17 protein-coding genes are annotated in these 22907 nt (G+C 62.1%); 9 read left to right on the top strand and 8 right to left on the bottom strand.

What is annotated here, in order from left to right:
- Positions 1-179 precede the first annotated feature (179 nt).
- Positions 180-956 (top strand): arginyltransferase, encoded by a 777-nt coding sequence (locus A7X77_RS06420; RefSeq protein WP_064682149.1) that lies wholly within the window; start codon positions 180-182, stop codon positions 954-956.
- On the top strand, positions 957-1841 hold the full coding sequence (locus A7X77_RS06415) for a DMT family transporter (protein WP_064682148.1): 885 nt from the start codon (positions 957-959) through the stop codon (positions 1839-1841).
- A gap of 44 nt (positions 1842-1885) precedes the next feature.
- Here the strand turns inward: A7X77_RS06415 and A7X77_RS06410 are convergent, their stop codons facing one another.
- On the bottom strand, positions 1886-2341 hold the full coding sequence (locus tag A7X77_RS06410) for an SRPBCC family protein (protein ID WP_064682147.1): 456 nt from the start codon (positions 2339-2341) through the stop codon (positions 1886-1888).
- Positions 2342-2580: 239 nt separating this feature from the next.
- Complete coding sequence (gene parC, locus A7X77_RS06405) at positions 2581-4836, bottom strand: DNA topoisomerase IV subunit A (RefSeq protein WP_064682146.1); 2256 nt, start codon at positions 4834-4836, stop codon at positions 2581-2583.
- A 226-nt stretch (positions 4837-5062) separates the two neighbouring features.
- On the opposite strand from parC, the gene A7X77_RS06400 reads away from it, so the two are divergent.
- On the top strand, positions 5063-6250 hold the full coding sequence (locus A7X77_RS06400) for a hypothetical protein (RefSeq protein WP_064682145.1): 1188 nt from the start codon (positions 5063-5065) through the stop codon (positions 6248-6250).
- A 99-nt stretch (positions 6251-6349) separates the two neighbouring features.
- Here A7X77_RS06400 and aspS read toward each other — a convergent pair whose 3' ends face one another.
- The gene (aspS, locus tag A7X77_RS06395) at positions 6350-8140 is read right to left on the bottom strand and encodes an aspartate--tRNA ligase (RefSeq protein WP_064682330.1); all 1791 of its coding nucleotides are present in this window, start codon (positions 8138-8140) and stop codon (positions 6350-6352) included.
- Positions 8141-8395: 255 nt separating this feature from the next.
- On the opposite strand from aspS, the gene A7X77_RS06385 reads away from it, so the two are divergent.
- From A7X77_RS06385 to A7X77_RS06370, 4 genes are all read left to right on the top strand, one after another.
- Positions 8396-9787: a multicopper oxidase family protein gene (locus A7X77_RS06385; RefSeq protein ID WP_064682331.1), complete on the top strand. Its 1392-nt coding sequence runs from the start codon at positions 8396-8398 to the stop codon at positions 9785-9787.
- A 130-nt stretch (positions 9788-9917) separates the two neighbouring features.
- A complete protein-coding gene (gene rnd / locus A7X77_RS06380; protein WP_064682143.1) occupies positions 9918-11063 on the top strand; it encodes a ribonuclease D in 1146 nt (381 codons plus the stop codon).
- Positions 11064-11140: 77 nt separating this feature from the next.
- Positions 11141-12202, top strand: a complete 1062-nt coding sequence (locus A7X77_RS06375) for an adenylate/guanylate cyclase domain-containing protein (protein ID WP_064682142.1) — start codon at positions 11141-11143, stop codon at positions 12200-12202.
- 106 nt (positions 12203-12308) lie between these two features.
- On the top strand, positions 12309-13667 hold the full coding sequence (locus tag A7X77_RS06370; protein ID WP_064682141.1) for an esterase-like activity of phytase family protein: 1359 nt from the start codon (positions 12309-12311) through the stop codon (positions 13665-13667).
- 100 nt (positions 13668-13767) lie between these two features.
- Here the strand turns inward: A7X77_RS06370 and ppx are convergent, their stop codons facing one another.
- From ppx to A7X77_RS06350, 4 genes are all read right to left on the bottom strand, one after another.
- Entirely contained in the window at positions 13768-15288 is a 1521-nt protein-coding gene (gene ppx, locus A7X77_RS06365; protein ID WP_064682140.1) for an exopolyphosphatase, read from the bottom strand.
- 12 nt (positions 15289-15300) lie between these two features.
- Positions 15301-17505, bottom strand: coding sequence for an RNA degradosome polyphosphate kinase (locus A7X77_RS06360; protein WP_064682139.1), 2205 nt, complete (start codon positions 17503-17505; stop codon positions 15301-15303).
- A gap of 64 nt (positions 17506-17569) precedes the next feature.
- On the bottom strand, positions 17570-18283 hold the full coding sequence (gene hdaA / locus A7X77_RS06355; protein ID WP_064682138.1) for a DnaA regulatory inactivator HdaA: 714 nt from the start codon (positions 18281-18283) through the stop codon (positions 17570-17572).
- The gene (locus tag A7X77_RS06350) at positions 18276-19400 is read right to left on the bottom strand and encodes an AI-2E family transporter (protein ID WP_064682137.1); all 1125 of its coding nucleotides are present in this window, start codon (positions 19398-19400) and stop codon (positions 18276-18278) included. The genes hdaA and A7X77_RS06350 overlap by 8 nt, the downstream gene beginning before the upstream one ends.
- A 245-nt stretch (positions 19401-19645) precedes the next feature.
- On the opposite strand from A7X77_RS06350, the gene purM reads away from it, so the two are divergent.
- Positions 19646-20719 carry a phosphoribosylformylglycinamidine cyclo-ligase gene (gene purM / locus A7X77_RS06345; RefSeq protein WP_064682136.1) on the top strand — a complete coding sequence of 358 codons (1074 nt, stop codon included), beginning with the start codon at positions 19646-19648 and terminating at the stop codon, positions 20717-20719.
- Entirely contained in the window at positions 20716-21387 is a 672-nt protein-coding gene (purN, locus tag A7X77_RS06340) for a phosphoribosylglycinamide formyltransferase (protein ID WP_064682135.1), read from the top strand. The genes purM and purN overlap by 4 nt, the downstream gene beginning before the upstream one ends.
- A gap of 257 nt (positions 21388-21644) precedes the next feature.
- Here the strand turns inward: purN and A7X77_RS06335 are convergent, their stop codons facing one another.
- On the bottom strand, positions 21645-22814 hold the full coding sequence (locus A7X77_RS06335; protein ID WP_064682134.1) for an alpha-D-ribose 1-methylphosphonate 5-triphosphate diphosphatase: 1170 nt from the start codon (positions 22812-22814) through the stop codon (positions 21645-21647).
- Positions 22815-22907: the final 93 nt, after the last annotated feature.

Below are 22907 nucleotides of genomic sequence, written 5' to 3'. Positions count from 1 at the left end.
AGCGCGGCGGAGACGAAATAAAGTCTCCGCCTTCCCTTTGCCGCCTGTTGCAGACGCTCCATATTTAACTTTAGAAGATCGAAATGAAGGGCGGAAATCGTCCCGCTGTTGACGTTTTCTATTCTTAGGTCATGCTGTCGGAAAACGGCACTGTCTCGACAAGGAAACTTCCGCGACAAATGAATACGCAGACAACGCCATCCCCGCAGTTTTATCTGACGGCTCCGGCTGCGTGTCCGTATCTGCCGCATGAGATGGAGCGCAAGGTTTTCACCCATCTGGTCGGACCGCGGGCCGCCGAGATGAACGACATCCTGACGCAAGGCGGTTTCCGCCGCTCGCAGAACATCGCCTACCGCCCGGCCTGCGAATCCTGCCGTGCCTGTGTTTCCGTGCGGATTCTCGCCCAGGAATTCGAGCCGACGAAATCGATGAAGCGCGTGCTTGCCGCCAATTCCGACGTCATCGCCACCGAATTTACCGCCCAGCCTTCCAGCGAACAATATTCGCTCTTCCGACGCTATCTCGATTATCGCCATCAGCAGGGCGGCATGTCTGACATGACCGTGCTCGACTACGCGATCATGGTGGAAGATACGCATGTGAATACGCGAATCGTCGAATACCGCCGGCGCGAGGAAGGTTCAGGACTGGAAGAGCGGCCGAAAGGCGAGCTGCTTGCCGCGGCGCTGACCGATACAATGAGCGACGGGCTGTCGATGGTCTATTCCTATTTCAATCCCGGGCTCGAGCGGCGTTCACTCGGCACGTTCATGATCCTCGACCATATCAGGCGCACCAGGGCGCTCGGCCTACCGCATGTCTACCTTGGCTACTGGGTGCAAGGGTCGCGGAAAATGGACTACAAGACACGCTTCCAGCCACAGGAACATCTGACCCCGCGCGGCTGGGAACGTTTCGATCCCTCCTCCATGCGCGAAAGCACCCACGACTGAATGTTACCTTCCGCTCGTTCCGGCCACAGGAAGGGCTTGCTGCTGACGGCGATCGGCGGCCTGGCGCTTTCGATGGATATCCCGCTCGTCCGTCTTGGCGATGGCGACATCTGGTCGGTTCTCGGAATACGAAGCGCCGCAACGGTTCTTGCCACGCTCGTCATCCTTGGAGCTATGCGCGTTACTTCGGGCAAATGGCCGGTCCTGGTTCCAGGGCGACCCGGCCTGCTCGCTGGTCTGCTCTACGGCATCTCCTCCCTCACCTTCGTGCTGGCCGTCTTCAATACGACCACCGCTAATGTGGTCTTCATCGTCGCCTTCAACCCGATGTTCGGGGCGCTTCTTTCCTGGATTTTCCTCAAGGAGAAGCCATCGGCCGCAACGCTGATCGCCATGCTGTTCATGATATCAGGTGTCGGACTGATCGTGAGCGAAGGGCTTTCCAGCGGCCATTTCTTTGGCGACGCCATGGCGCTTCTCAGCGCGTTCATTCTGGCCGCAGCCATCACGGTCGGACGTGCCTCGCGGCGGGAAATGGGTTTCGTGCCGCTGCTTGCCGCCATCCTGCCGGCCGTCCTCGGCCTTGCGCAAGCCTTGCCCTCAGGGCTTTCCATCGCCCACCCCGGGTGGGTCCTCCTCAACGGCGCCATCGTGATGCCGGTCGCCTTCTGGTGCCTGGCAACCGGACCACGCTACCTCTCCGCCCCTGAGGTCGGCATGTTCTACCTGCTCGAAACGGTGCTCGCGCCGATCTGGGTCTGGATGATCTTCGCGGAAAGGCCGGCGACGATGACACTCGTCGGCGGCGGTATCCTGGTGGCGGCGATCGCCGCCCATTCTGGCTGGATGGCGCGAAGGAAGAGTCGCAGGCCGCTTGCGGAGTAAATATGGTCAGCCGCCGCGCTTCCTTCGCGATTTCAGCATAGTTCTCAGCCGGCCGCCTTGAATTGCTGGTCCAGCTCCCTGCCAAGTCCTTCGAGCACATGCGCCCAGCCTTGCCTGGTCTTCTCCTCATGTGCGGCCCATTCGGCGCACATTTCGTGGCTCAGCGTCAGACGGCTGCCGCCGCCGAGCGGCTCGATGTCGATTTCGACGCGGTCACAATTGTGGTCGTGCTCTTCGACGGAGAAGCAGAAGACCATACGGCGCGGGCGCTTCAATTCCAGGAAAACACCCTGGTGGAAGGCGTCGCCGGTCGGGCGGCGGTCGACGATGAAAAAACGGCCGCCGACATGCGGATCGATATCGGCGCGGATGACGTGGCCGTCATCGGTGGCAAACAGGAAGCGGCGGGCGATTTCGGGGTTGAGCCAGGCGTCATACACGACAGCGGGCGGCGCTCTGTAAGTATGGCTGACATGCAATTTGATGGTGCTGGCGGGCATCGATTTTCCTCCGGTAGGGCACGCGCGCCTTTCCCAGGCGCGCGGACCGCAGCCGTTCCATCCGCCCACAGAACCGGCCTTCTCTTCTTTCGGGTAACAGCGATGAGATAGAGAAGTTCCGGCGCCAGCCAAGAGCCGGGCACGGAATTTTTATGGCTCAGAGCATTTCGGTTCTGTTCGCACCAGGAAAATGCTCGTCTCTTCGTTTTCATGCAATTCCAGACAGAAAAGGAATTGCTCTACCCGGCAAATTTGCCGCTACGCGGAAAACCCTTCGGCACGGTGCGGCCGGCGCTGGCGCGGTCGCCCAGCCATTCGGCAAGCTCGTCCTTGTTCTTCGTGAAGGTGCGGCCGGCACTGTCTTCCCAGACGAGGCCGTCCGAGATCGCAAAGCAGCGGACGTCGGAAATGCCGCCATCCTTGTAACGCTGCAGGCGAACGCCCTTGCCGCGCGACATTTCCGGCACCTGCGCTAAGGGAAAAACCAGCAGCTTGCGGTTTTCGCCGACGACGGCGACATGGTCGCCGCTGACGGACACCAGCAGCTGCGTCTCCTCGGGCAGCGCGACATTCATGATCTGCTTGCCCTTGCGGGTATTGGCGACCAGCTCGGCCTCGGCAACGACGAAGCCGTTGCCGGCTGTGGAGACGATCAGCTGCTTGCGCGCGGGATCGTGGACGAAAGCGGTCAGCACGGCTTGGTCGTTGTCCATATCGACCATGATGCGCAGCGGCTCGCCGTGGCCGCGACCGCCCGGCAGCTTGTCGCCGCCAAGCGTGAAGGCCTTGCCGCCGGTCGTGACGATCAGGATCTTGTCGGTCGTCTGGGCCGGGAAAGCCACCTTCAGGCCGTCGCCTTCCTTGAAGGTCAGCGTCGCCGTATCGGCAATATGGCCCTTCAGCGCGCGGATCCAGCCCTTTTCGGAGATGACGACGGTGATCGGTTCCTTCTCGATCATCGCCTGCTGGATCGCCTCCTCATCGGCCTCCGGCGCGTCGGCGAACTGGGTGCGGCGGCGGCCGACCTCGGTCGCCTTGGCGAATTTCTTCTTCACTTCACCGATTTCCCAGGCAACCGTCTGCCACTGCTTGTCGTCGGAGGCTAGCAGCGCCTCGATCTCACCCTTTTCCTTGGTGAGTTCGTCGAACTCCTTGCGGATCTCGAATTCTTCCAGCTTGCGCAAGGCGCGCAGCCGCATGTTGAGGATCGCCTCGACCTGGTTGTCGGTGAGATCCCAGCGCGCCATCATGACCGGCTTCGGCTCATCCTCCTCGCGGATGATGCGGATCACCTCGTCGATGTTGAGATAGGCGATCAGCAGGCCGCCGAGGATTTCGAGACGTTTTTCGATCGCGGCCAGACGGAAGCGCGAGCGGCGCTGCAGAACCTCGCGGCGGTGATCCAGCCACTCTTTCAGCACCTCGTTCAGGGCCATGACCCTGGGGATGCGACCCATGGACAGAACGTTCATGTTAAGCGGGAAGCGGCTTTCGAGCTCCGTCAGCTTGAACATCGATTCCATCAGGATCGTCGGATCGACGCTCCTGGATTTCGGCACCAGGACGACACGGATGTCCTCGGCCGATTCGTCGCGAATATCTTCGAGCAGCGGCAGCTTTCGCGCGATCAGCAGCTCGGCGATCTTCTCGATCAGCCGCGATTTCTGCACCTGGAAGGGAATTTCGGTGATGACGATCTGGTAACCGCCGCGGCCGAGATCCTCGATCTGCCATTTCGCCCGCACACGGAAACCGCCGCGGCCGGTGCGGTAGCTCTCGATGATGCTGTCGCGGCTGTCGATGATGATGCCGCCGGTCGGAAAATCCGGACCGGGAATGAATTCGACAAGCTTTTCGACGGTCGCATCGGGATGCTTGATCAGATGTAGCGCGGCGTCGCAAAGCTCATGGGCATTGTGCGACGGGATCGAGGTCGCCATGCCGACGGCAATGCCGGAGGAGCCGTTGGCGAGCAGGTTCGGGAAGGCGCCGGGAAGGACGACCGGCTCGGAATTCGATTCGTCGTAGGTGTCGCGGAAGTCGACGGCGTCCTGATCGATGCCTTCGAGCAGCAGTTCGGAGACCGCCGTCATCTTCGATTCGGTGTAACGCATGGCGGCCGGGCTGTCGCCATCGATATTGCCGAAATTGCCCTGGCCGTTGACCAGCGTGTAGCGCTGCGAGAAATCCTGGGCGAGACGGGCGAGCGCATCGTAGATCGACTGGTCGCCGTGCGGATGGTAATTACCCATCACCTCGCCGACGATCTTGGCGCATTTCCGGAAGGCCGAAGTCGGCCTCAGTCCCATCTCGTTCATCGCATAGACGATGCGGCGATGCACGGGCTTCAACCCGTCGCGCACGTCAGGCAGAGCGCGATGCATGATGGTCGACAGCGCATAGGCGAGGTAACGCTGCTCGAGCGCCGCCTTGAGGTCGACCGGTTGGATATTGTCGTCGTCTCCGCCGGAAGGCGGCAAAATCTCTTGTCCCATGGGTCTTGACTAGCCCAGAAGCGGCCGGCGGGCAAGGAATCCGGGGCATTGCAGCTGTGGATGAAGACTTGGGACTGACATCGAAGAATGAGACAAACCCTTCGCCGCAATTTGGACTTCGTTTGCCGTTCCTTTCAACAGAAATTTAGAGGTCCGCAAATATAAAGCGGCCCCAATCTATAGTAGCGTAACTGCAGATTTCCAACGCCACCAGAGGAATCACCCCATGAACATTTACCGGACAACGCGGCTGATGCTGTCGGGCGTCGCCTTTTTCTCCCTCGCCGGCTCGGCTTTCGCTCTCGACGGCGCCGATCTCTTGAGGAAGATCAATGCCGCCTATGAAGCGCAGGGCGGAACGATTTCGGCTGAAGGCGTCGATATCAACGGCACGACCGTGACTTTGAAGAATGTTACGGTCAAGCCGACCGGCGGCGAAAGCCTGCCCATCGGCGAAGTCACCCTTTCCGGCGTGGAGGAAGACGAGGAAGGCGGCTATTACATCGAAGAAGCGGCCTTTCCCGACGTTAACAAGACGGGAGACGGCGTCACCGTGACGGCGCAGGAGCTGACGCTCGGCGGCATCTCCGTCCCGGCAACGCCGGGCGGCGACTCGCTCGACACCATGATGCTCTACGAGACTGCCCATACCGGCCCGCTGAAAGTGGTCAAGGACGGCGCGGAAGTGTTCTCGGTGCTTCAGAGCGACATGAATTTGACGCTGCGCGAGGACGAATCCGGCTTCGATTTCGACGGTGCCTTCAAAAGCATGAAGGCCGATCTCAGCAAGACCGACGATCCCAAGAGCAAGGATGCGATCGAGAAACTCGCCCTGCAGCACGTCCAGGGCGACATTACCATGAAGGGCGCCTGGGAGCTCGGGCCCGGCACGATCGACGTTTCAGAAATCGCCTTCGACTTCACCAACATCGGCAAGCTCAACCTCGGCTTCAAGATCTCCGGCTACACAATGGCCTTCATGAAGTCGATGCAGGATGCGATGAAGCAGTCGGAAGCCAACCCGAACAAGGAACAGGCGCAGCAGGCGCTCGGCCTTGCCATGCTGGGTCTGATGCAGCAGCTGTCCTTCGAAGGCGCGCAGGTGCGCTTCGAGGATGCCTCGATCACCAAGCGGGCGCTCGATTATGCCGGCGCGCAGCAGAACATATCAGGCAAGCTGATGGCGGATTCGCTGAAGACGATGACGCCGATCATGCTGGCGCAGCTCAACATCCCGGAACTGCAGAATGCCGTTTCGGCCGCCGTCAACACCTTCCTCGACGACCCGAAGAGCCTGACCGTCAAGGCCGTCCCTGAAAAGCCGGTGCCCTTCCCGACGATCGTCGGCGCCGCCATGGGCGCTCCGAACACGCTACCGCAGGTGCTCGGCGTCAAGGTTTCGGCCAACGACTGATCGCTTTGATCTGACAACGAAAAGGCCCGGCGGTTCGCACCGCCGGGCCTTTTATCTTTCCGAAGGCGACCTCTCTCCGGCCCTTTGCAGCCTATTATATCAGTCCTTCTTGACCGGCGGGATCGGCCGGATCGAGAGCTCGCGCAGCTGCGTCGGGGTTGCCGGGGTCGGCGCGCCCATCAGGAGGTCCTGGGCCTGCTGGTTCATCGGGAACAGCGAGATCTCACGCAGGTTCTTGGCGCCGACGAGCAACATGACAATGCGGTCGATGCCGAAGGCCGCGCCACCATGCGGCGGGGCGCCGTACTGGAAGGCGCGGTAGAGACCGCCGAAACGATCCTCGACGTCCTGCTGGCTGAGGCCGACCTTCTCGAAGGCGGCGACCATGGTTTCCGGCGACTGGTTGCGGATCGAGCCCGAGGCGATTTCGAAGCCGTTGCAGACGGCATCGTACTGGAAAGCCTTGATCGTCAGCGGGTCCTGGTTCTGCAGCGCGTCAAGGCCGCCCTGCGGCATCGAGAACGGGTTGTGGGCGAAATCGACCTTCTTCTCCTCGTCGTTCCATTCAAAGAAGGGAAAGTCGACGATCCAGCAGAGTTCGAAACGATCGCGGTCGACGAGGTTCAATTCCTCGCCGGCCTTGGTGCGCGCTTCGCCCGCAAACTTGTAGAATTTTTCCGGCTCGCCGGCGACGAAGAAGCAGGCGTCGCCATCGCCGAGGCCGAGCTGGGTGCGGATCGCTTCGGTGCGCTCCTCGCCGATGTTCTTGGCGAGCGGTCCGGCACCTTCGAGCTTGTCGTTCTCGCTGCGCCAGAAGATATAGCCGAGGCCGGGCTGGCCCTGGCTCTGCGCCCAGGCGTTCATCCGGTCGCAGAAAGCGCGCGAGCCGCCGGTCTTTGCCGGGATCGCCCAGATCTGAACCTTCGGGTTGGAAGCGATCATGCCGGCGAAGACCTTGAAACCGGAGCCGGCGAAATGCTCGGTCACCGCTTCCATGATAATCGGGTTGCGCAGATCCGGCTTGTCCGTGCCATATTTGCGGATCGCCTCGTCATAGGGGATGCGCGGCCATTCCTTGGTGACCGGCTTGCCTTCGGCGAACTCCTCAAAAATCTGGGTCATCAGCGGACCCATGGTGTTCCAGACGTCTTCCTGTGTAACGAAGCTCATCTCGAGATCGAGCTGGTAGAATTCGCCCGGCAGTCGATCGGCCCGCGGGTCTTCGTCGCGGAAGCACGGCGCGATCTGGAAATAACGGTCGAAACCGGCAACCATCAGCAACTGCTTGTACTGCTGCGGCGCCTGCGGCAGCGCGTAAAAGGTGCCGGGATGGATCCGCGAGGGAACGAGGAAGTCGCGTGCGCCTTCCGGCGAGGAGGCTGTCAGGATCGGCGTCGTATATTCGGTGAAGCCGACAGCGCCCATTTCGCGGCGCATCGCCGAGATGACCTGGGTGCGCTTGACGATGTTCCGGTGCAGCGTTTCGCGGCGCAGATCGAGGAAGCGGTATTTGAGGCGGACGTCTTCAGGGTATTCGGGCTCGCCGAAAACCGGCAGCGGCAATTCCTTGGCGGCGGAGAGCACCTCTATCTCCTGAGCGTAGAGCTCAATCTCGCCGGTCGCCATGGTCTTGTTGACGGTGTCTTCGGTGCGCGCCTTGACCAGGCCGTCGATGCGAATGACCCATTCGCCGCGGACGGTCTCGGCCAGCTTGAAGGCCGGGCTATCGGGATCGGCGACGACCTGGGTGACGCCGTAGTGGTCGCGGAGGTCGATGAAAAGAACGCCGCCATGGTCGCGAACGCGATGGACCCAGCCGGAGATACGGACGGTCGAGCCGACATCCGTCTTGCGGAGGGCGGCGCATGTGTGGCTGCGATAGCGATGCATGATCTCAATTCCTGGCATGTGGCTTAAGACGGCAGCAAGGGTTCAAGGGCCCCTCAAGCGCCGACAAGAAAATCGGGCGGAAAAGCGCATGGACGCTCCGATTTGTCAAGGCTTGGCGCGTGCTCGCCGCGCGATTGGCACGCGTTTATGGCGAAGCCGAGGCCCGTATGCTGCGGCAGTTTGGCCGCGCCTGCCGTATTGATGAAGATGTCGGTCAACTTTAAAAGGAGGTGCATTTTCGTCGTGGAGCCGCGCATGCCCTTCCTGACCCGCCGCAACCTTCTCAGGGCATCCGCCGTCGCGGGCGCCTACGGCCTCGGCATGGGCATTGCCGGCAAATTCGGGCCTGCCGCGGCTGCGGCGGCGCCGCAGCTACTGACGGCGGTGAAGACCGAGGCCATGCTGACCGAGGCGGGACCGACCCGGGATGTCATGAGCTGGGGCCATGACGGCATGCCGCCGGTTCTGAGGTTGACGAAGGGTCAGCCCTATGCGGCACGGCTGAACAACCAGCTGGACGAGCCGACGACGATCCACTGGCATGGACTGCGCATCGACAACCGCATGGACGGCGTGCCCTTCGTGACGCAGCCCTATATCTACACCGGCGACAGCTTCGACTATGCTTTCACCCCGCCCGATGCCGGCACCTTTTGGTATCACCCGCACTGCAACACGCTGACGCAGATCGGCCACGGCATGACCGGCATGCTCGTGGTCGAGGACCCGACCGATCCCGAATTCGATGCCGAGGTGCTGCTGAACCTGCGCGACTGGCGGCTTGGCGGCGACGGGCAGTTCATCGCCCCCTTCCGGCCGCGCGATGCGGCCAAGAGCGGTACCTACGGCACGGTGCGCACCGCCAACTGGCATCGGGAGCCGCAATATGACGCGCCTGCCGGGGGGCTGGTGCGGCTGCGCATCGCCATCACCGATGTGACGCGCATTTTCTCGCTGAAGATGGCGGGCGCCGATGCGACCGTCATCGCCATCGACGGCAATCCGGTGCCGAAGCGCTTTCCCCTCGACCTCCTGCAGATCGGGCCCGGACAGCGGCTCGACCTTGCCGTGCGCATGCCGGACGGCGAAGGCGCCGTCGCCACGCTTGAAGATCTCCGCGGCACGACGCCGAAGACGATTGCCAGCCTGCGTGCCGTCGGACAGTCGTTGAAACGCGATTTCGGCGATCTCGGCCCGCTTGCCAAAAACCCCGTTCCGAAGGCCGATCTTTCCGCCGCCGAAGAGATCCCGCTGGTGTTGAGCGCCACTGCGGAAAATGCCGCCGTCGAAAGTATCTGCGGCACGCTCGGCTACAGCTTCTGGGCGATCAACAAGGTACCCTGGTCGGGCGACACCCCCGATCCGACGGCGCCGCTGGCGGAGCTGAAGCTCGGCAAGAGCTATGTCTTCAATCTGGAGAACACCACGCCGCATGCTCATCCGATCCATCTGCACGGAATGAGCTTCACGGTGATCTCGTCCTCAACCCGGGAGGTGATGCCGCTCGTCTCCGACACCTACCTCGTCCAGCCGGACGAGAAGGTGCAATTGGCCCTCGTCGCCGACAACCCCGGCGACTGGGTGCTGCATTGCCACATCATCGAGCATCAGAAGACCGGCATGACTAGCTATGTCAGAGTGAGCTGAAGCATTGCTCTGCCTCAGTTTGGACGTGATTCTTCGTCAGCAATGCGCGAAGCTTATGCTGTTGTATTGACATATCGAAGCGAAAGGAGAAGGAAGGTTCAACCGACCTTTTCCTTGCGAATGAATTGATATGATCGAAACCACCGCCGATTTGGCGGCCGCCTGCAAAGAGCTGGCCAAGTCCGACTTCATCACCATCGACACCGAATTCCTGCGCGAAACGACCTTCTGGCCGGAGCTCTGCCTGATTCAGATGGCCAGCCCGACCTTGGAGGTTCTCGTCGATCCGCTGGCCAAGGGCATCGACCTCGCCCCCTTCTTCGCGCTGATGGCCGACACCACGGTGTTGAAGGTCTTTCACGCGGCGCGCCAGGACATCGAGATCATTTTCAATCGCGGCAATCTCATTCCGCATCCGATCTTCGACACGCAGGTCGCGGCCATGGTGTGCGGCTTCGGCGACAGCGTCTCCTATGACCAGCTGGTCAGCCGCATCAAGAATGTCCATATCGACAAGTCGTCGCGCTTCACCGACTGGAGCCGCCGGCCGCTCTCCGACAAGCAGCTGGAATATGCGCTGGCCGACGTCACCCACCTGCGCGACGTCTACCTGTCGCTGAGGGCGGAGCTCGATCGCGAAGGCCGTACGTCGTGGCTACGTGAGGAAATGGACGTCCTCGAAGCGCGCGAAACCTACGACATGCATCCCGACGATGCCTGGCAGCGGCTGAAGATGCGATTGCGCAAACCGCAGGAGCTGGCGATCCTGAAATATGTCGCCGCCTGGCGCGAGCGCGAGGCACGGGCGCGTAACGTGCCGCGTTCGCGCGTCTTGAAAGACGATGCGATCTATGAGATCGCCCAGCAACAGCCCAAGGATGCCGAAGCGCTCGGCCGCCTGCGCACCGTTCCGAAAGGCTGGGAGCGCTCCGCCTCCGGCACGGCGGTCGTCGAAGCAGTCAACGCGGCGCTCGCTCTTCCGAAGGCAGATATGCCGCATGTGCCGCGGCAGACGCAGGCGCCGGAGGGCGCAGCTGCCGCCGTCGAGCTGTTGAAGGTGCTGTTGAAGCTGATCTCGGAAAAACACGGGGTCGCGCCGAAGGTGATCGCCAACAGCGAGGATCTCGACAAGATCGCCGCCGACGGCGAGAAGGCCGACGTTGCGGCCCTGCACGGCTGGCGGCGCGATCTTTTCGGCGAGCCGGCGCTGCAGCTGATCCAGGGCCAGATCGGGCTGCGATTCGCCGGCCGGAAGGTTGAAACCGTCGCGCTCTGACACCAAATCGAATTCGCTTGACGCTGTTTTCCTAGCTGAAACAATGGCCGGGCGAAACTGCGAAGCGAAGGGGCGGCATGCGGGAAATATCTCCGACGCAGAACTGGATCCTGATCGTCCTCGTCCTGGCGGCGAGCGGCGTCGTCTATGATTCGATGTTCTACTCCGATCAGACGCCGGTCATCGGAGCGATCTTCGCGCTGTTCATCGGCATGCCAATCATCGCCTTCGAGCGCAAGGTGCTGTTCCGCGGGCTCTACCGACGGATCCAGAAGCTGCCGACCTTCGCCTTCATCATCACCGAACTGGTGATCTACGAAATCCTGATGAGCATCGGCTTTGCCTGCGCCGGCCTGCTGCTTCGCTCGCTCGGCGTGCTGAAGCCGTCGTCGCCCCTCGAGCTCGTCATCATGCCGTTCGACGTCTTCCTCTATGCGCTTGCCGTCTGCTCGGCGCTGATCTTCATCCTGCGCGTGCGGGAGCTGCTCGGCCGCGAAGTATTCATCAGCATGCTCATCAGCCGCTATCGCAATCCGGTCAAGGAAGAGCGTGTCTTCCTGTTCATCGATCTCGTCGATTCGACGGCTTTTGCCGAAAAGCATGGCGACCTCCGGGCGCAGCAGCTGCTGAGCTCGCTGTTTGCGACCTTCGCCGAGCCGGTCCGGCGCCACAAGGGCATGATCAACGACTATGTTGGCGATGCGGCGATCATTACCTGGCCGCTTGCCCGCGGCGTCAAGGATGCGCGCTGCGTGCGCTGCATCTTCGATATCATTGCCGATATAGAAGCCAATGCCGCTGGCTGGCGGAAAAATTACGGACAGGTGCCGAAGCTTCGGGCCGCTCTTCATGGCGGCGAAATCATCACCGCGGAAGTCGGCGTCGACCACCACAAGATCAGCTATTTCGGCGACACGGTGAATACGACCGCCCGGCTGGAGACGCTCTGCCGCAGTCTGAACCGGCAGGTGCTGATCTCCGCGGAGCTTGCCCGGCGCATGACCTTTCCAGACGACATTTCCTGCGACGATCTCGGCATCCATGCCGTCAAAGGACGCGGCCAGGCGCTCGGCGTCATGGCGCTTTCCTCGCGGGCGGTTACCGTGCTCAATACGCCTGCAGTCGTTCTGCACGGCTAAGCAACCCTCTTATCACCCCGTCACCAAAGCTTCACTCAACCGTCAATTCGCTGACACGGAAGCCCTGCTAAGCGGAAGCCATTCGCATCCGTTCCATGGGGATATTATGAAGAACGTCCTTTTTGCTTCCGTATCGCTTTTCATTCTGATTGCCGGCCCCGTTTCGGCCGACCAGCAGCAATTCCCGGCCAAGCTCGCCGGCCAGGCGATCCTGCCTGCCAACACCATGGTTGCGGCTCCGGCCGACTCCCCCGATTTCCTCAAGCATTCCGGCAAGTTCACGACGCCGGATCGCAAGCGCACCGAAGCGCTCGGCACCGTTCCCGGCAAGGACGGTGCACGTGTGACCGACCTGAAGCTTCCGTTCGACGGCCAGCCGATCCAGGGTTTCTCGGGCATCAAGACGATGGCCGACGGCACCTTCTGGACGCTCTCCGACAACGGCTTCGGCTCCAAGGCCAATTCTTCCGATTCCATGCTGTTCCTGCACCAGATGAAATTCGACTGGGCCGCCAACAAGGCTGACGTCGTCAAGAACCTCTTCCTCTCCGATCCCAACAAGATCGCCCCCTTCCCGATCGTGCTCGAAGGCACTGAGACGCGCTACCTCACCGGCGCCGACTTCGACATCGAATCGATCCAGCCGGTTGCCGACGGTTTCTGGCTCGGCGACGAGTTCGGCCCCTATATCCTGAAATTCGACACGGCGGGCCGCCTGACCGATGTCATTGCGACCACGCTCGACGGCAAGCCGGTGCTGTCGCCCGACAATGCGCTGATCCAGCTGCCGGGCAATCCGGCCGCGAAGATGCCGATCTTCAACCTGAAGCGCTCCGGCGGCTTCGAAGGCCTTGCCATGTCGAAGGACGGCGCCAAACTCTACGGCCTGCTCGAAGGCGCCATCTACAAGGATGACGGCACGATGGAAACGGCCGACGGCCACACCGCCATCCGCATCATCGAATTCGACGTCGCCGCCAAGAAGTGGACCGGCCGCAGCTGGCTCTATCCGTTCGAGGACAAGGGCGTATCGATCGGCGACTTCAACATGCTCGACGACACGACCGCCCTCGTCATCGAGCGCGACAGCGGCGCCGGCACCAAGGACAGGGCCTGCGCCGATCCGAAACAATCGAAGCCTGATTGCTTCGAGGCCCCTGCCGAGCTGAAGCGCGTCTACAAGATCGAATTCAACGACGCCAATGCCGGCAAGGCCGTCCGCAAAATCGGCTACATCGACCTCTTGAACATCCAGGACCCCGACAACAAGAAGAAGGCCGGGGCCAAGGACGGCATCTACGACATGCCCTTCGTGACGATCGAGAACGTCGACCGCGTCGACGCCACGCACATCATCATCGGCAACGACAACAACCTACCCTTCTCGGCCGGCCGCGCCGTCGACAAGGCCGACAATAACGAGTTCAGCCTGCTTGAGGTTGGTGAATTTTTGGACGCGAAGTAGTTTTGCGTTTGATGTGAGACGGAGGGGCGGTGCGGAAGTGCCGCCCTTTTTGTTTGGTTGGTGGGTATATCATACGACATGCCGCACCCCGTCGCAGACCCTACTCGAACACAAACGCCAGCCGCTTGTTCGTTAGCCGCGACAGCTGCTGCAGTCGGCCGTCCAGGCGTTCGCCGGCGAAATCGCGATATTCGGAGGGAACGACGAATTCGAGGTCGAAGTCCGGGTTCGAGGATCTGCGGAAGGTCAGGTTCTTGACGATGCCCGGCATCGAGGCCGAGAAGAGATAGACGACGCGGAGCATGCCGCCGAGCAGCTTGGCGCGCTCGATGAAGGGTGGCGTGGCGATCTGCGCCAGCGGGCCGGTGGCGCCGTCGTCGTGCAGACCCTCGAAACGGTAATAATTGGTCAGTGCGATGAAGGCACGGCCGGGATGGCTGATGCCGACGAAGGAAGAGTGGGCGATGACGTTCAGCGCCTGCAGGCCACGATAATCGGGGTGGGCGCGCCAGCTGATATCGGCGAGCAGACAGGCGGCCTGGCGATAACGGCTTTCCTCTTCGGTTTCCTTGACGTCGAAGAAGGGCATCATACGGCCGGTCCATTCCGCCAGTTCGCGAGCATGCTCGGGCGAACGGGCACGCAGGATCGCCAATTCACCGGCGGCGGCCAGCAGCGGATCGAGGCGGCGCTCGGATTCGGACAGCAGCGAGTAGAGATATCCCTCGCGCACGCCTTGCGCCGAGAAGGAAATCATCGACGGCTTCATGGCGGTCAGCACTTCCTTCATGGCAACGGCGCCGAAGGGCAGCAGCGAACGGCGGTGCTTGGACACGGCCTGCAGCGCCGGCTCCCTGGAATCGCGTGCCGTCATCACCTGTTCGAGGAACAGCATCATCGCTTCGAGCGAGACCTCATACCCCTGCATCATGTGCAGTGGATAATGGGTTATTTCCATGTGCAGCTTGGCAATGTTTCGCCAGGTGCCACCGACGGCGTAGAAGGTTCGCCCCTCGCCTTTCGACAAGAGCTTTGCCGTCTTCACCTGCTTGCGGGCGAAGGTTCTGGCCTTTGAAAGCGAGCCGCCGGCATATTCGGACAGGCGCAGGCCGCCGAGCGGCAGTGTGATGCCCTTGCCGACCTCCTTGCCCTTGATATCGATCAGTTCCAGCGAGCCGCCGCCGAGATCACCGGCAATGCCGTCGGGATTGAAGAAGCCGCTGATGATGCCGAGCGAGGCGAATTTCGCCTCCTCCTCACCCGACAGCACGCGAACCTTGCGACCGAGAATAGTTTCTGCCTGGTGGATGAAATCGGGACCGTTGCTCGCCTCGCGGGCGGCCGCCGTCGCCAAAACATACATCGTGGCGGCGCGCGCCTGGTCGGACAGGGCCTTGAAACGGTGCAGCGCCGCCAGAGCCCGTCCGACGCTCTCTTCATCCATCTTGCCGGTGACGGCTATTCCCTTGCCGAGGCCGCAGAGGACCTTTTCGTTGAAAAGAATGGTCGGCGAGCGAGACATGCCTTCGTAGACGACGAGACGAATGGAGTTCGATCCGATGTCGACAACGGAGACCGGAGCGATCCCCGGAAGGCGCCCCTGGGCTTCAGATTCAACCATTTAGGTCCAGTATTACTTGTTGTTGCGGCCTTCGAGCAGGCCGGCGATGAGCTTCGGCGCGCTGGACTTCAGAGCTTCACCACGGCCCGACAGGCTCGGATTGGTCATAAAATACTGCTGCGCATTGAACGGTTCCTCGCCCCTGCGCACTTCCATGCGGCGCGACGTACCGTCGGGCAATATCTCGTAGCTTTGCTGATTGTCAATCACGTTGCCGAGCATAATCTGTGACAAGACCTGCTCGTGAACCGTTGGATTCGTCAGCGGAACCATGGTCTCGACGCGGCGATCGAGATTTCTAGGCATCATGTCGGCCGAACCGATGTAGACCAGCGCCTTGTCCGACGGCAGGCCGTGGCCGTTGCCGAAGCAGAAGATGCGGCTGTGCTCGAGGAAGCGGCCGACGATCGACTTGACGCGGATCGTCTCCGAGAGACCGGGCACCTGCGGACGCAGGCAGCAGATGCCGCGCACGACGAGATCGATCTCCACACCGGCATGGCTGGCGCGATAGAGCGCGTCGATGATATCGGGATCGACAAGCGAATTCATCTTCATCCAGATCGCCGCCGGCGCGCCGTTGCGGGCATGTTGGATCTCTTCCTCGATGTGGCGCAGGATGCGCGGGCGCATCGTGTAGGGCGAAATCGCGAGCTGCATGCCCTGTTCGGGTTCGCCGTAACCGGTGATGAAGTTGAAGATGTTCGCCATGTCATGGGCGATAACGGGATTGCAGGTGAAATAGGAGAGATCCGTATAGATCTTCGCGGTGATCGGGTGGTAGTTGCCCGTTCCGAGATGGCAATAGGTCCTGAGCTTGCCTTCCTCACGGCGGACGACCATCGACATCTTGGCGTGGGTCTTGAGCTCGATGAAGCCGAAGACAACCTGTACGCCGGCGCGTTCGAGGTCGCGCGCCCAGCGGATGTTCGCCTCCTCGTCGAAGCGGGCCTTGAGCTCGACCAGGGCCGTCACGGACTTGCCGGCTTCGGCAGCGTCGATCAGTGCGCGGACGATCGGGCTATCGTTGGAGGTGCGGTAAAGCGTCTGCTTTATCGCCAGAACGTCAGGATCGCGCGCAGCCTGGAGAAGAAACTGGACCACCACGTCGAAGGATTCATAGGGGTGATGGACGACCATGTCCTTTTCGCGGATGGCGGCGAAGCAGTCGCCGGCATGTTCGCGGACGCGCTCGGGAAATCGAGCATTGTAGGGCTGAAACCTGAGATCCTCACGCGGCGCCTTGGTGATCTCCGACAGGGTGTTCAGCGCCAGGAGTCCTGGCAGAACGGCGACGCGGTTGTCGGGAATGCTAAGCGCCTGCACGACGAACTGACGCAGCGAGGCTGGCATTTCCGAGTCGGTTTCGATGCGGATGACCTTGCCGCGGCGTCGCCGCTTCAGTGCCGTTTCGAAGAAGCGGACGAGATCCTCGGCCTCTTCCTCGACTTCGATATCGCTGTCGCGGATGACGCGGAAGGTACCGGAGCCCTGCACCTCGTAACCCGGGTAAAGCCGGTGGATGAAGATGTTGGCGACGTCTTCGAGCGTGATGTAGCGGATCGTATTCGCATCATCCGGCAGGCGGACGAATCGGTCGAGCGCCGGCGGCAGGCGCAGGAGCGCGGTCATCGGCTCGCGGCCGTTCTTGCTGACGAGCTGCAGGCCGATGGAGAAGCCGAGATTGGGAATGAACGGGAACGGGTGGGCCGGGTCGATCGACAGCGGCGTCAAGACCGGGAAAATCGCCTGTTCGAATTCGGCGGCCAGCCACTGGCGGTCGGAATCGCTAAGCGCGCCGGGACGCACGATCAGGATGTCTTCCTTGGCGAGATATTGCTGCAGCACGGCGAGCGAGGCCTGCTGCTCCATCTGAAGATGGTCGATCTCCTGCAGGATCGAGTCGAGCTGCTCGGCCGGCGTCTTGCCGTCAGGGCTGCGGATGGCGATGTTCTGGCGCACCTGACCCTCGAGGCCGGCAACGCGCACCATGAAGAACTCGTCGAGGTTGGCGGCCGAGATCGACAGGAAGCGGACGCGCTCGAGCAGCGGATGCTCGGTGTTCAGCGTCTCTTCCAGCACGCGACGATTGAACTGCAGCCAGGAGAATTCGCGGTTGATGAAGCGCTCGGGGCTGGTCAGCAGCTCTTCCAGCGGGGGCGTGTTGTCGTTGGTTTCCGGAGTGAGTTCCTGATGTTCTGCGACTGCGCTATCCATGGTCCGCTACCCCGTTTTCAATCGCGACGGCAATTATATCAGTTTCACGACGGAACTGTGACAGTCAATCGGCCGGTTCCGAATTTCCCAATTCATTCAATACTTCGGCAGCAAGAGACCGGGTGATCTTCGTGCCCCGGGACAGGGCCAGCCGGTCGAGCCTTTCGACGATCATCTGGGCCGCGTTCAGCGACCGCTCCATGCGGTTAACGATATAGAGCACGAGTTTGTCATCTATATAAAGCTGCCGGTCGGCGAAGAGCTTGACGATCACCTGCGACAGCAGTCCTTCGTCGGGTTCGCCGATCTCGACGACCGTCGCAGCCTTCAGGCGCGAACGCAGATCGGGCAGTGAAACCGGCCAGGAGATCGGCCAGAGGCGGCTGGTCATCAACAGGCTGGTGCCATGTTCGCGAACGCTGTTGATGACGTGGAAGAGCGCATTGTCGTCGAAGCCGAGGCGGTCGGCATCCTCGAACAGCACCGGGCCGGCGGCGGCGGCGACGGCGGCGTCCGAGCCGAGTTCGGGATGAATGCTGACGGCGCCGCTCAATTCCCGCCAGATGCGGGCGAGATGCGATTTCCCTGAACCGACCGGACCGGCAAGCACGACGACCGGCGATGGCCATGCCGGCCAGGCATCGACGATCGACACGGCGGCGGCAAGACGCTCCGAGATCAGGAGATCGTCGCGGCCGCTGGCGGCATCGTGCGAAAAGACCAGCGGCAGCTGCTCTCCGGCCTTGCGCTTCGGATCAGCGTTCTTCACGTCATTCATTGGGAACTGATTTCGTCTTCTGAGCGCGGCCGCTCGGCGACCCGCCAAAATAAAGATCACTCTGAAGGTAGCGCGAAAGCGCGAAGCGAACAAGGACGCCGACGGCGGCGGCGGCCGGCACCGCGACCAGCAGCCCGACAAAACCGAAGAGCGCGCCGAAGGCAAACAGCGCAAACATCAACCAAACCGGATGCAGGCCGACGCTGGAGCCGACGAGCTTCGGCTGCAGAATATTGCCTTCCAGGAACTGGCCGCTGAAGAAGACGACGAGCACCAGCCCGATCCAGGGATAATCCGGCCAGAACTGCACGATCGCCACGCCGACGGAAAGAACGAGGCCGACCAGCGAGCCGACATAGGGGATGAAACTGATCATGCCGGCAAAGAGGCCGATCAGCAGGCCGAAATTCAAGCCGACGAGCGAGAGGCCGGCGGCATAATAAATGCCGAGGATGAGGCAGAGCGAACCCTGGCCACGGATGAAGCCGGCGATCGCCTGATCGATCTCCTTGGCGATCTGGCGGACATCGGCGACGTAATCGCGTGGTATCCACTGATCGACCTTGGAGATCATGCGGTCCCAATCGAGCAGGATATAGAAGGCGACGACGGGGGTGACGACGAGCAGCGATATGACGTCGACGATCGCCTTGCCGGAATTCCAGATCTGCGCAAAGAGCCCGGTCAGGAAGCCCATGCCTTCGGAAAGAATGCCGGAGAAATTATCCTTGATCGTGCCGGCCTGACTCCTGACCCATTCCGGCAGCAGCGAGTTTTTCGACGCGTCAATGAACTGCTGCAGCTGGCTGATATAGCCCGGCAGCCGCTCGGCGAAATCGTTGAACTGGCTGATGAGCACGGGAATGAGGATCATCAGCGCCAGCGTGAAGGTGACCACGAAGGCGATCAGGATGACGATCGTCGCCATCATGCGGCTCAGGCCAAGCCGCTGCAGCCTGTCTGCCACCGGATCGAGGAAATAGGCGATCGCCATGCCGGCAATGAAGGGCAGCAGGATCGAGCTGAAGACATAGAGAAAGACGATGAAGAAGACGAGCACCGCCAGCCAGAAGAAGATCTGACGCTTGAGACTGTTGCCGCTGATTTGCTGTGGCATTGCTTCCCCGCTGATCGCTCGCCGCCGCCAAACGCCGCACCCGATGCGCCGCCGCCATTCAGCACATAGGATGCAGGCGCAAAGATGGTCAACCCTGTCGCGCCAAATCCCGGAAAGCCTCCGGGAAGACGCGGGAAATTGGGGGCTTTTGCCATGCGGCGCTTGCATAAACGGCCCTGTCATGCAATTGCGACCGGCAGATGACGCGGCGCGGCCGCCGCCTGAAACAGCCATCGGAGACCAGCATGAGCCAGTCTGGGAAAAACGGCCTGACCTATAGCGACGCGGGCGTCGACATCGATGCCGGCAACCTCCTCGTCGAGAAGATCAAGCCGGCGGTGCGCTCGACGCGCCGTCCCGGCGCCGACGGCGAGATCGGCGGCTTCGGCGGGCTCTTCGACCTGAAGGCCGCGGGCTTTACCGATCCGGTTCTGGTCGCCGCCAATGACGGCGTCGGCACCAAGCTGAAGATCGCCATCGACGCGGACTATCACGACACGGTCGGCATCGACCTCGTCGCCATGTGCGTCAACGATCTGGTCGTCCAAGGCGCCGAGCCGCTGTTCTTCCTCGATTATTTTGCCACCGGCAAGCTCGACCCCGACCAGGGTGCTGCGATCGTCGGCGGCATTGCCGCCGGCTGCCGCGAGGCCGGCTGCGCGCTGATCGGCGGCGAGACAGCTGAAATGCCCGGCATGTATTCCTCCGGCGATTACGATCTTGCCGGGTTTGCCGTCGGCGCTGCCGAACGCGGCAAGCTGCTCCCCTCCGGCGACATCGCCGAGGGCGACGTGATCCTCGGCCTCGCCTCCTCCGGCGTCCATTCCAACGGCTTCTCGCTGGTGCGCAAGATCGTTTCGCTTTCCGGCCTCGGCTGGGATGCGCCGGCGCCGTTTGCCGAAGGCAAGAAGCTCGGCGAAGCGCTGCTGGAGCCGACCCGCATCTATGTGAAGCCGCTGCTGAAGGCGATCCGCGAGACGGGTGCGCTGAAGGCGCTCGCCCATATTACCGGCGGTGGCTTCCCTGAGAATATTCCGCGCGTGCTGCCGAAGCATCTAGCGGCCGAGATCGACCTTGCGGCCGTCAAGGTGCCGCCGGTCTTCTCGTGGCTCGCCAAAACGGGCGGTGTCGAAGCCAAGGAAATGCTGCGCACCTTCAACTGCGGCATCGGCATGATCGTCGTCGTCGCTGAAGAGAATGTCGCCGCAGTATCGAAGGCGCTCGAAGCCGAAGGCGAAAAGGTCGTCGCGCTCGGCCGCATGATTGCCCGCGACGAAAGCGCTGCCGGCACGGTCTACAAGGGCACGCTTGCCATATGAACACGCCGCGCAAACGCGTCGTCGTTTTCATATCGGGCGGCGGCTCCAACATGATGGCGCTGATTGCGGCGGCCAAGGCCGCCGACTATCCGGCCGAGATCGTCGGCGTGATCTCGGACAAGGCGGATGCCGGCGGGCTTGCCAAGGCGGCGGCCGAGGGCATCGCCACCTTCGCCTTTCCCCGCAAGGATTACGCCAGCAAGGATGCGCATGAAGCGGCGATCTTTTCGGCGCTCGACGAACTTTCGCCCGACATTCTCTGCCTGGCCGGCTACATGCGGCTGCTGACCGCAACCTTCATCCAGCGCTATGAAGGCCGGATGCTCAACATCCACCCTTCCCTGCTGCCGCTGTTTCCGGGCCTGCATACGCATCAGCGCGCCATCGACGCCGGCATGCGGATCGCCGGCTGCACCGTGCATTTCGTTACGGAAGCCATGGATGAGGGACCGACAATCGGCCAGGCGGCCGTCCCTATTCTCTCCGGCGACACGGCCGAAAGCCTGGCCGCGCGGGTGCTGACTGTCGAGCACCAGATCTACCCGCAGGCGCTGCGGCTCTTTGCCGAAGGCCGCGTGACGATGGAAGGCGGCAAGGCGGTGGGCGCTGAGGCTCTGACTGCCTCGCCCGGGGCTCAGATGATCTCTATGATCGGCGATCGCGCATAAAAGGCATTTTCATGCCACGCGGTTCAGGCTGCTAACAAAGCCCGGCACGTCGCTATGCTCGGACTTGTCTTAGTCCTTCCATTTCGAAAGCTGCCCCTCATCCGGCTGCCGCCACCTTCTCCCCGCTCGCGGGGCGAAGGGGATATGCTGCACCCTCTCCGGTCCCACTCGCAGGGCACGTCCCCTCGCCCCGTTTACGGGGAGAGGGTTAGGGTGAGGGGCAACCATCGGCACGAACCGCATTTTGGGAAAATGCATCAAGCCGCCAGCGCCCGCAACGGATGCAGCGTGCCGTCGCTGTAGACGAAGCGGCCGGCGCGGAAGGTGGCGCGGATGCGGTTGATCTCGCCCGGCTCGACCGCGACCAGATCGGCGCGCTGGCCAATGGCGATCTCGCCGCGGTCGGAGAGGCCGGCGGAGCGGGCGGCGTTGCCGGTCGCCATGGCGACGGCCGCCGGCAGGCCGCCTTCCACCGTGTCGGCGAGCTTGAAGATGCCGGGCACGAAGGCGGCCGGGTGGTAATCGGCTGCGATGACGCTCAAGAGGCCGGCCCTTGCGGCATCGAGGGCGCTGAGATTGCCTGACATTGATTGGCCGCGCAGCGCGTTCGGCGCGCCCATCAGCGTCCAGAGGCCGCGGCGGCGCGCCTCTTCCGCGGCGGATGCGGTGACCGGAAACTCGCTGATGGTGACGCCGAGATCGTGCATTTCGGCGACCTTCTCGATGCTGTCATCGTCATGCGAGGCGAGCGACAGCTTGTGCTTCAGCGATAGCGCGACAATCTCTCTCAGCTTGGCCTCGATGCCGGGGTTATTGCGCATGGCGATGCGCTTCGCGACGATCTCGGCGGCCATTTCCTCGGAGATGGCGCGGCGCTCGGAAATGCTGAGGATATAGCTTTGCAGGTTATTGTACTGGCCCTGGCCGGGCGTGTGGTCGGTGAGCGAGACCATGTCGATCTGATCGGCATTCATCAGCCGCTGGAGGGCTGCGGCTGCGCCGACATTGGTGATTTCGTAGCGGGCGTGGACGCGGTGGTCGATCAACAGATTGTCGCGCAGGCGGTTGATGCCCTCGATTACCGCCGACGTCGTCTCCAGTGAGCGGACATGGCCGTAGACGCTTTCGGTGGCGAAGGAGACGGCGGCAAAGGCGGTCGTGACACCGGCGGCGGCAAGCTTCTTGTCGAGCTCGTGGATGCCGAAATCGATCGGCATCGTCGCATTCGGCCGCGGCGCGATCTCGCGCTCGATCATGTCGCCGTGCAGATCGACGAATCCCGGCATCAGCAGCCGTCCGCCGCCGTCGATCGCAGCCGCAGCGACCGGCTCTGGCCGGATCTCCGCGATGGCGCCATCCTCAATACGCACGGAACCTTCGCTCACCACCTCGTTCGGGAGAACGAGGGTGAAGTTGCTGAGCCACATGGGCTTTCTCCTGACTGCATCCGATGATCGACAAAGCGGAGCGGATAGAACCGCTTCGTGACAAACGTATGAATTCTCGAGCGCTGGCAGCTC

Source organism: Rhizobium bangladeshense, assembly GCF_001662075.1.
GTDB lineage: Bacteria > Pseudomonadota > Alphaproteobacteria > Rhizobiales > Rhizobiaceae > Rhizobium > Rhizobium bangladeshense_B.
Note: the sequence above shows the minus strand (reverse complement) of the source record. Positions and strands in the feature narration are given on the sequence as shown.

What these genes read in the sequence shown, in the direction of transcription:
- A7X77_RS06420 (WP_064682149.1), top strand. Translation starts at nt 180, where the DNA reads ATGAATACGCAGACAACGCCATCCCCGCAGTTTTATCTGACGGCTCCG.
- A7X77_RS06415 (WP_064682148.1), top strand. Translation starts at nt 957, where the DNA reads ATGTTACCTTCCGCTCGTTCCGGCCACAGGAAGGGCTTGCTGCTGACG.
- A7X77_RS06410 (WP_064682147.1), bottom strand. Translation starts at nt 2,341, where the DNA reads ATGCCCGCCAGCACCATCAAATTGCATGTCAGCCATACTTACAGAGCG.
- parC (WP_064682146.1), bottom strand. Translation starts at nt 4,836, where the DNA reads ATGGGACAAGAGATTTTGCCGCCTTCCGGCGGAGACGACGACAATATC.
- A7X77_RS06400 (WP_064682145.1), top strand. Translation starts at nt 5,063, where the DNA reads ATGAACATTTACCGGACAACGCGGCTGATGCTGTCGGGCGTCGCCTTT.
- aspS (WP_064682330.1), bottom strand. Translation starts at nt 8,140, where the DNA reads ATGCATCGCTATCGCAGCCACACATGCGCCGCCCTCCGCAAGACGGAT.
- A7X77_RS06385 (WP_064682331.1), top strand. Translation starts at nt 8,396, where the DNA reads ATGCCCTTCCTGACCCGCCGCAACCTTCTCAGGGCATCCGCCGTCGCG.
- rnd (WP_064682143.1), top strand. Translation starts at nt 9,918, where the DNA reads ATGATCGAAACCACCGCCGATTTGGCGGCCGCCTGCAAAGAGCTGGCC.
- A7X77_RS06375 (WP_064682142.1), top strand. Translation starts at nt 11,141, where the DNA reads ATGCGGGAAATATCTCCGACGCAGAACTGGATCCTGATCGTCCTCGTC.
- A7X77_RS06370 (WP_064682141.1), top strand. Translation starts at nt 12,309, where the DNA reads ATGAAGAACGTCCTTTTTGCTTCCGTATCGCTTTTCATTCTGATTGCC.
- ppx (WP_064682140.1), bottom strand. Translation starts at nt 15,288, where the DNA reads ATGGTTGAATCTGAAGCCCAGGGGCGCCTTCCGGGGATCGCTCCGGTC.
- A7X77_RS06360 (WP_064682139.1), bottom strand. Translation starts at nt 17,505, where the DNA reads ATGGATAGCGCAGTCGCAGAACATCAGGAACTCACTCCGGAAACCAAC.
- hdaA (WP_064682138.1), bottom strand. Translation starts at nt 18,283, where the DNA reads ATGAATGACGTGAAGAACGCTGATCCGAAGCGCAAGGCCGGAGAGCAG.
- A7X77_RS06350 (WP_064682137.1), bottom strand. Translation starts at nt 19,400, where the DNA reads ATGCCACAGCAAATCAGCGGCAACAGTCTCAAGCGTCAGATCTTCTTC.
- purM (WP_064682136.1), top strand. Translation starts at nt 19,646, where the DNA reads ATGAGCCAGTCTGGGAAAAACGGCCTGACCTATAGCGACGCGGGCGTC.
- purN (WP_064682135.1), top strand. Translation starts at nt 20,716, where the DNA reads ATGAACACGCCGCGCAAACGCGTCGTCGTTTTCATATCGGGCGGCGGC.
- A7X77_RS06335 (WP_064682134.1), bottom strand. Translation starts at nt 22,814, where the DNA reads ATGTGGCTCAGCAACTTCACCCTCGTTCTCCCGAACGAGGTGGTGAGC.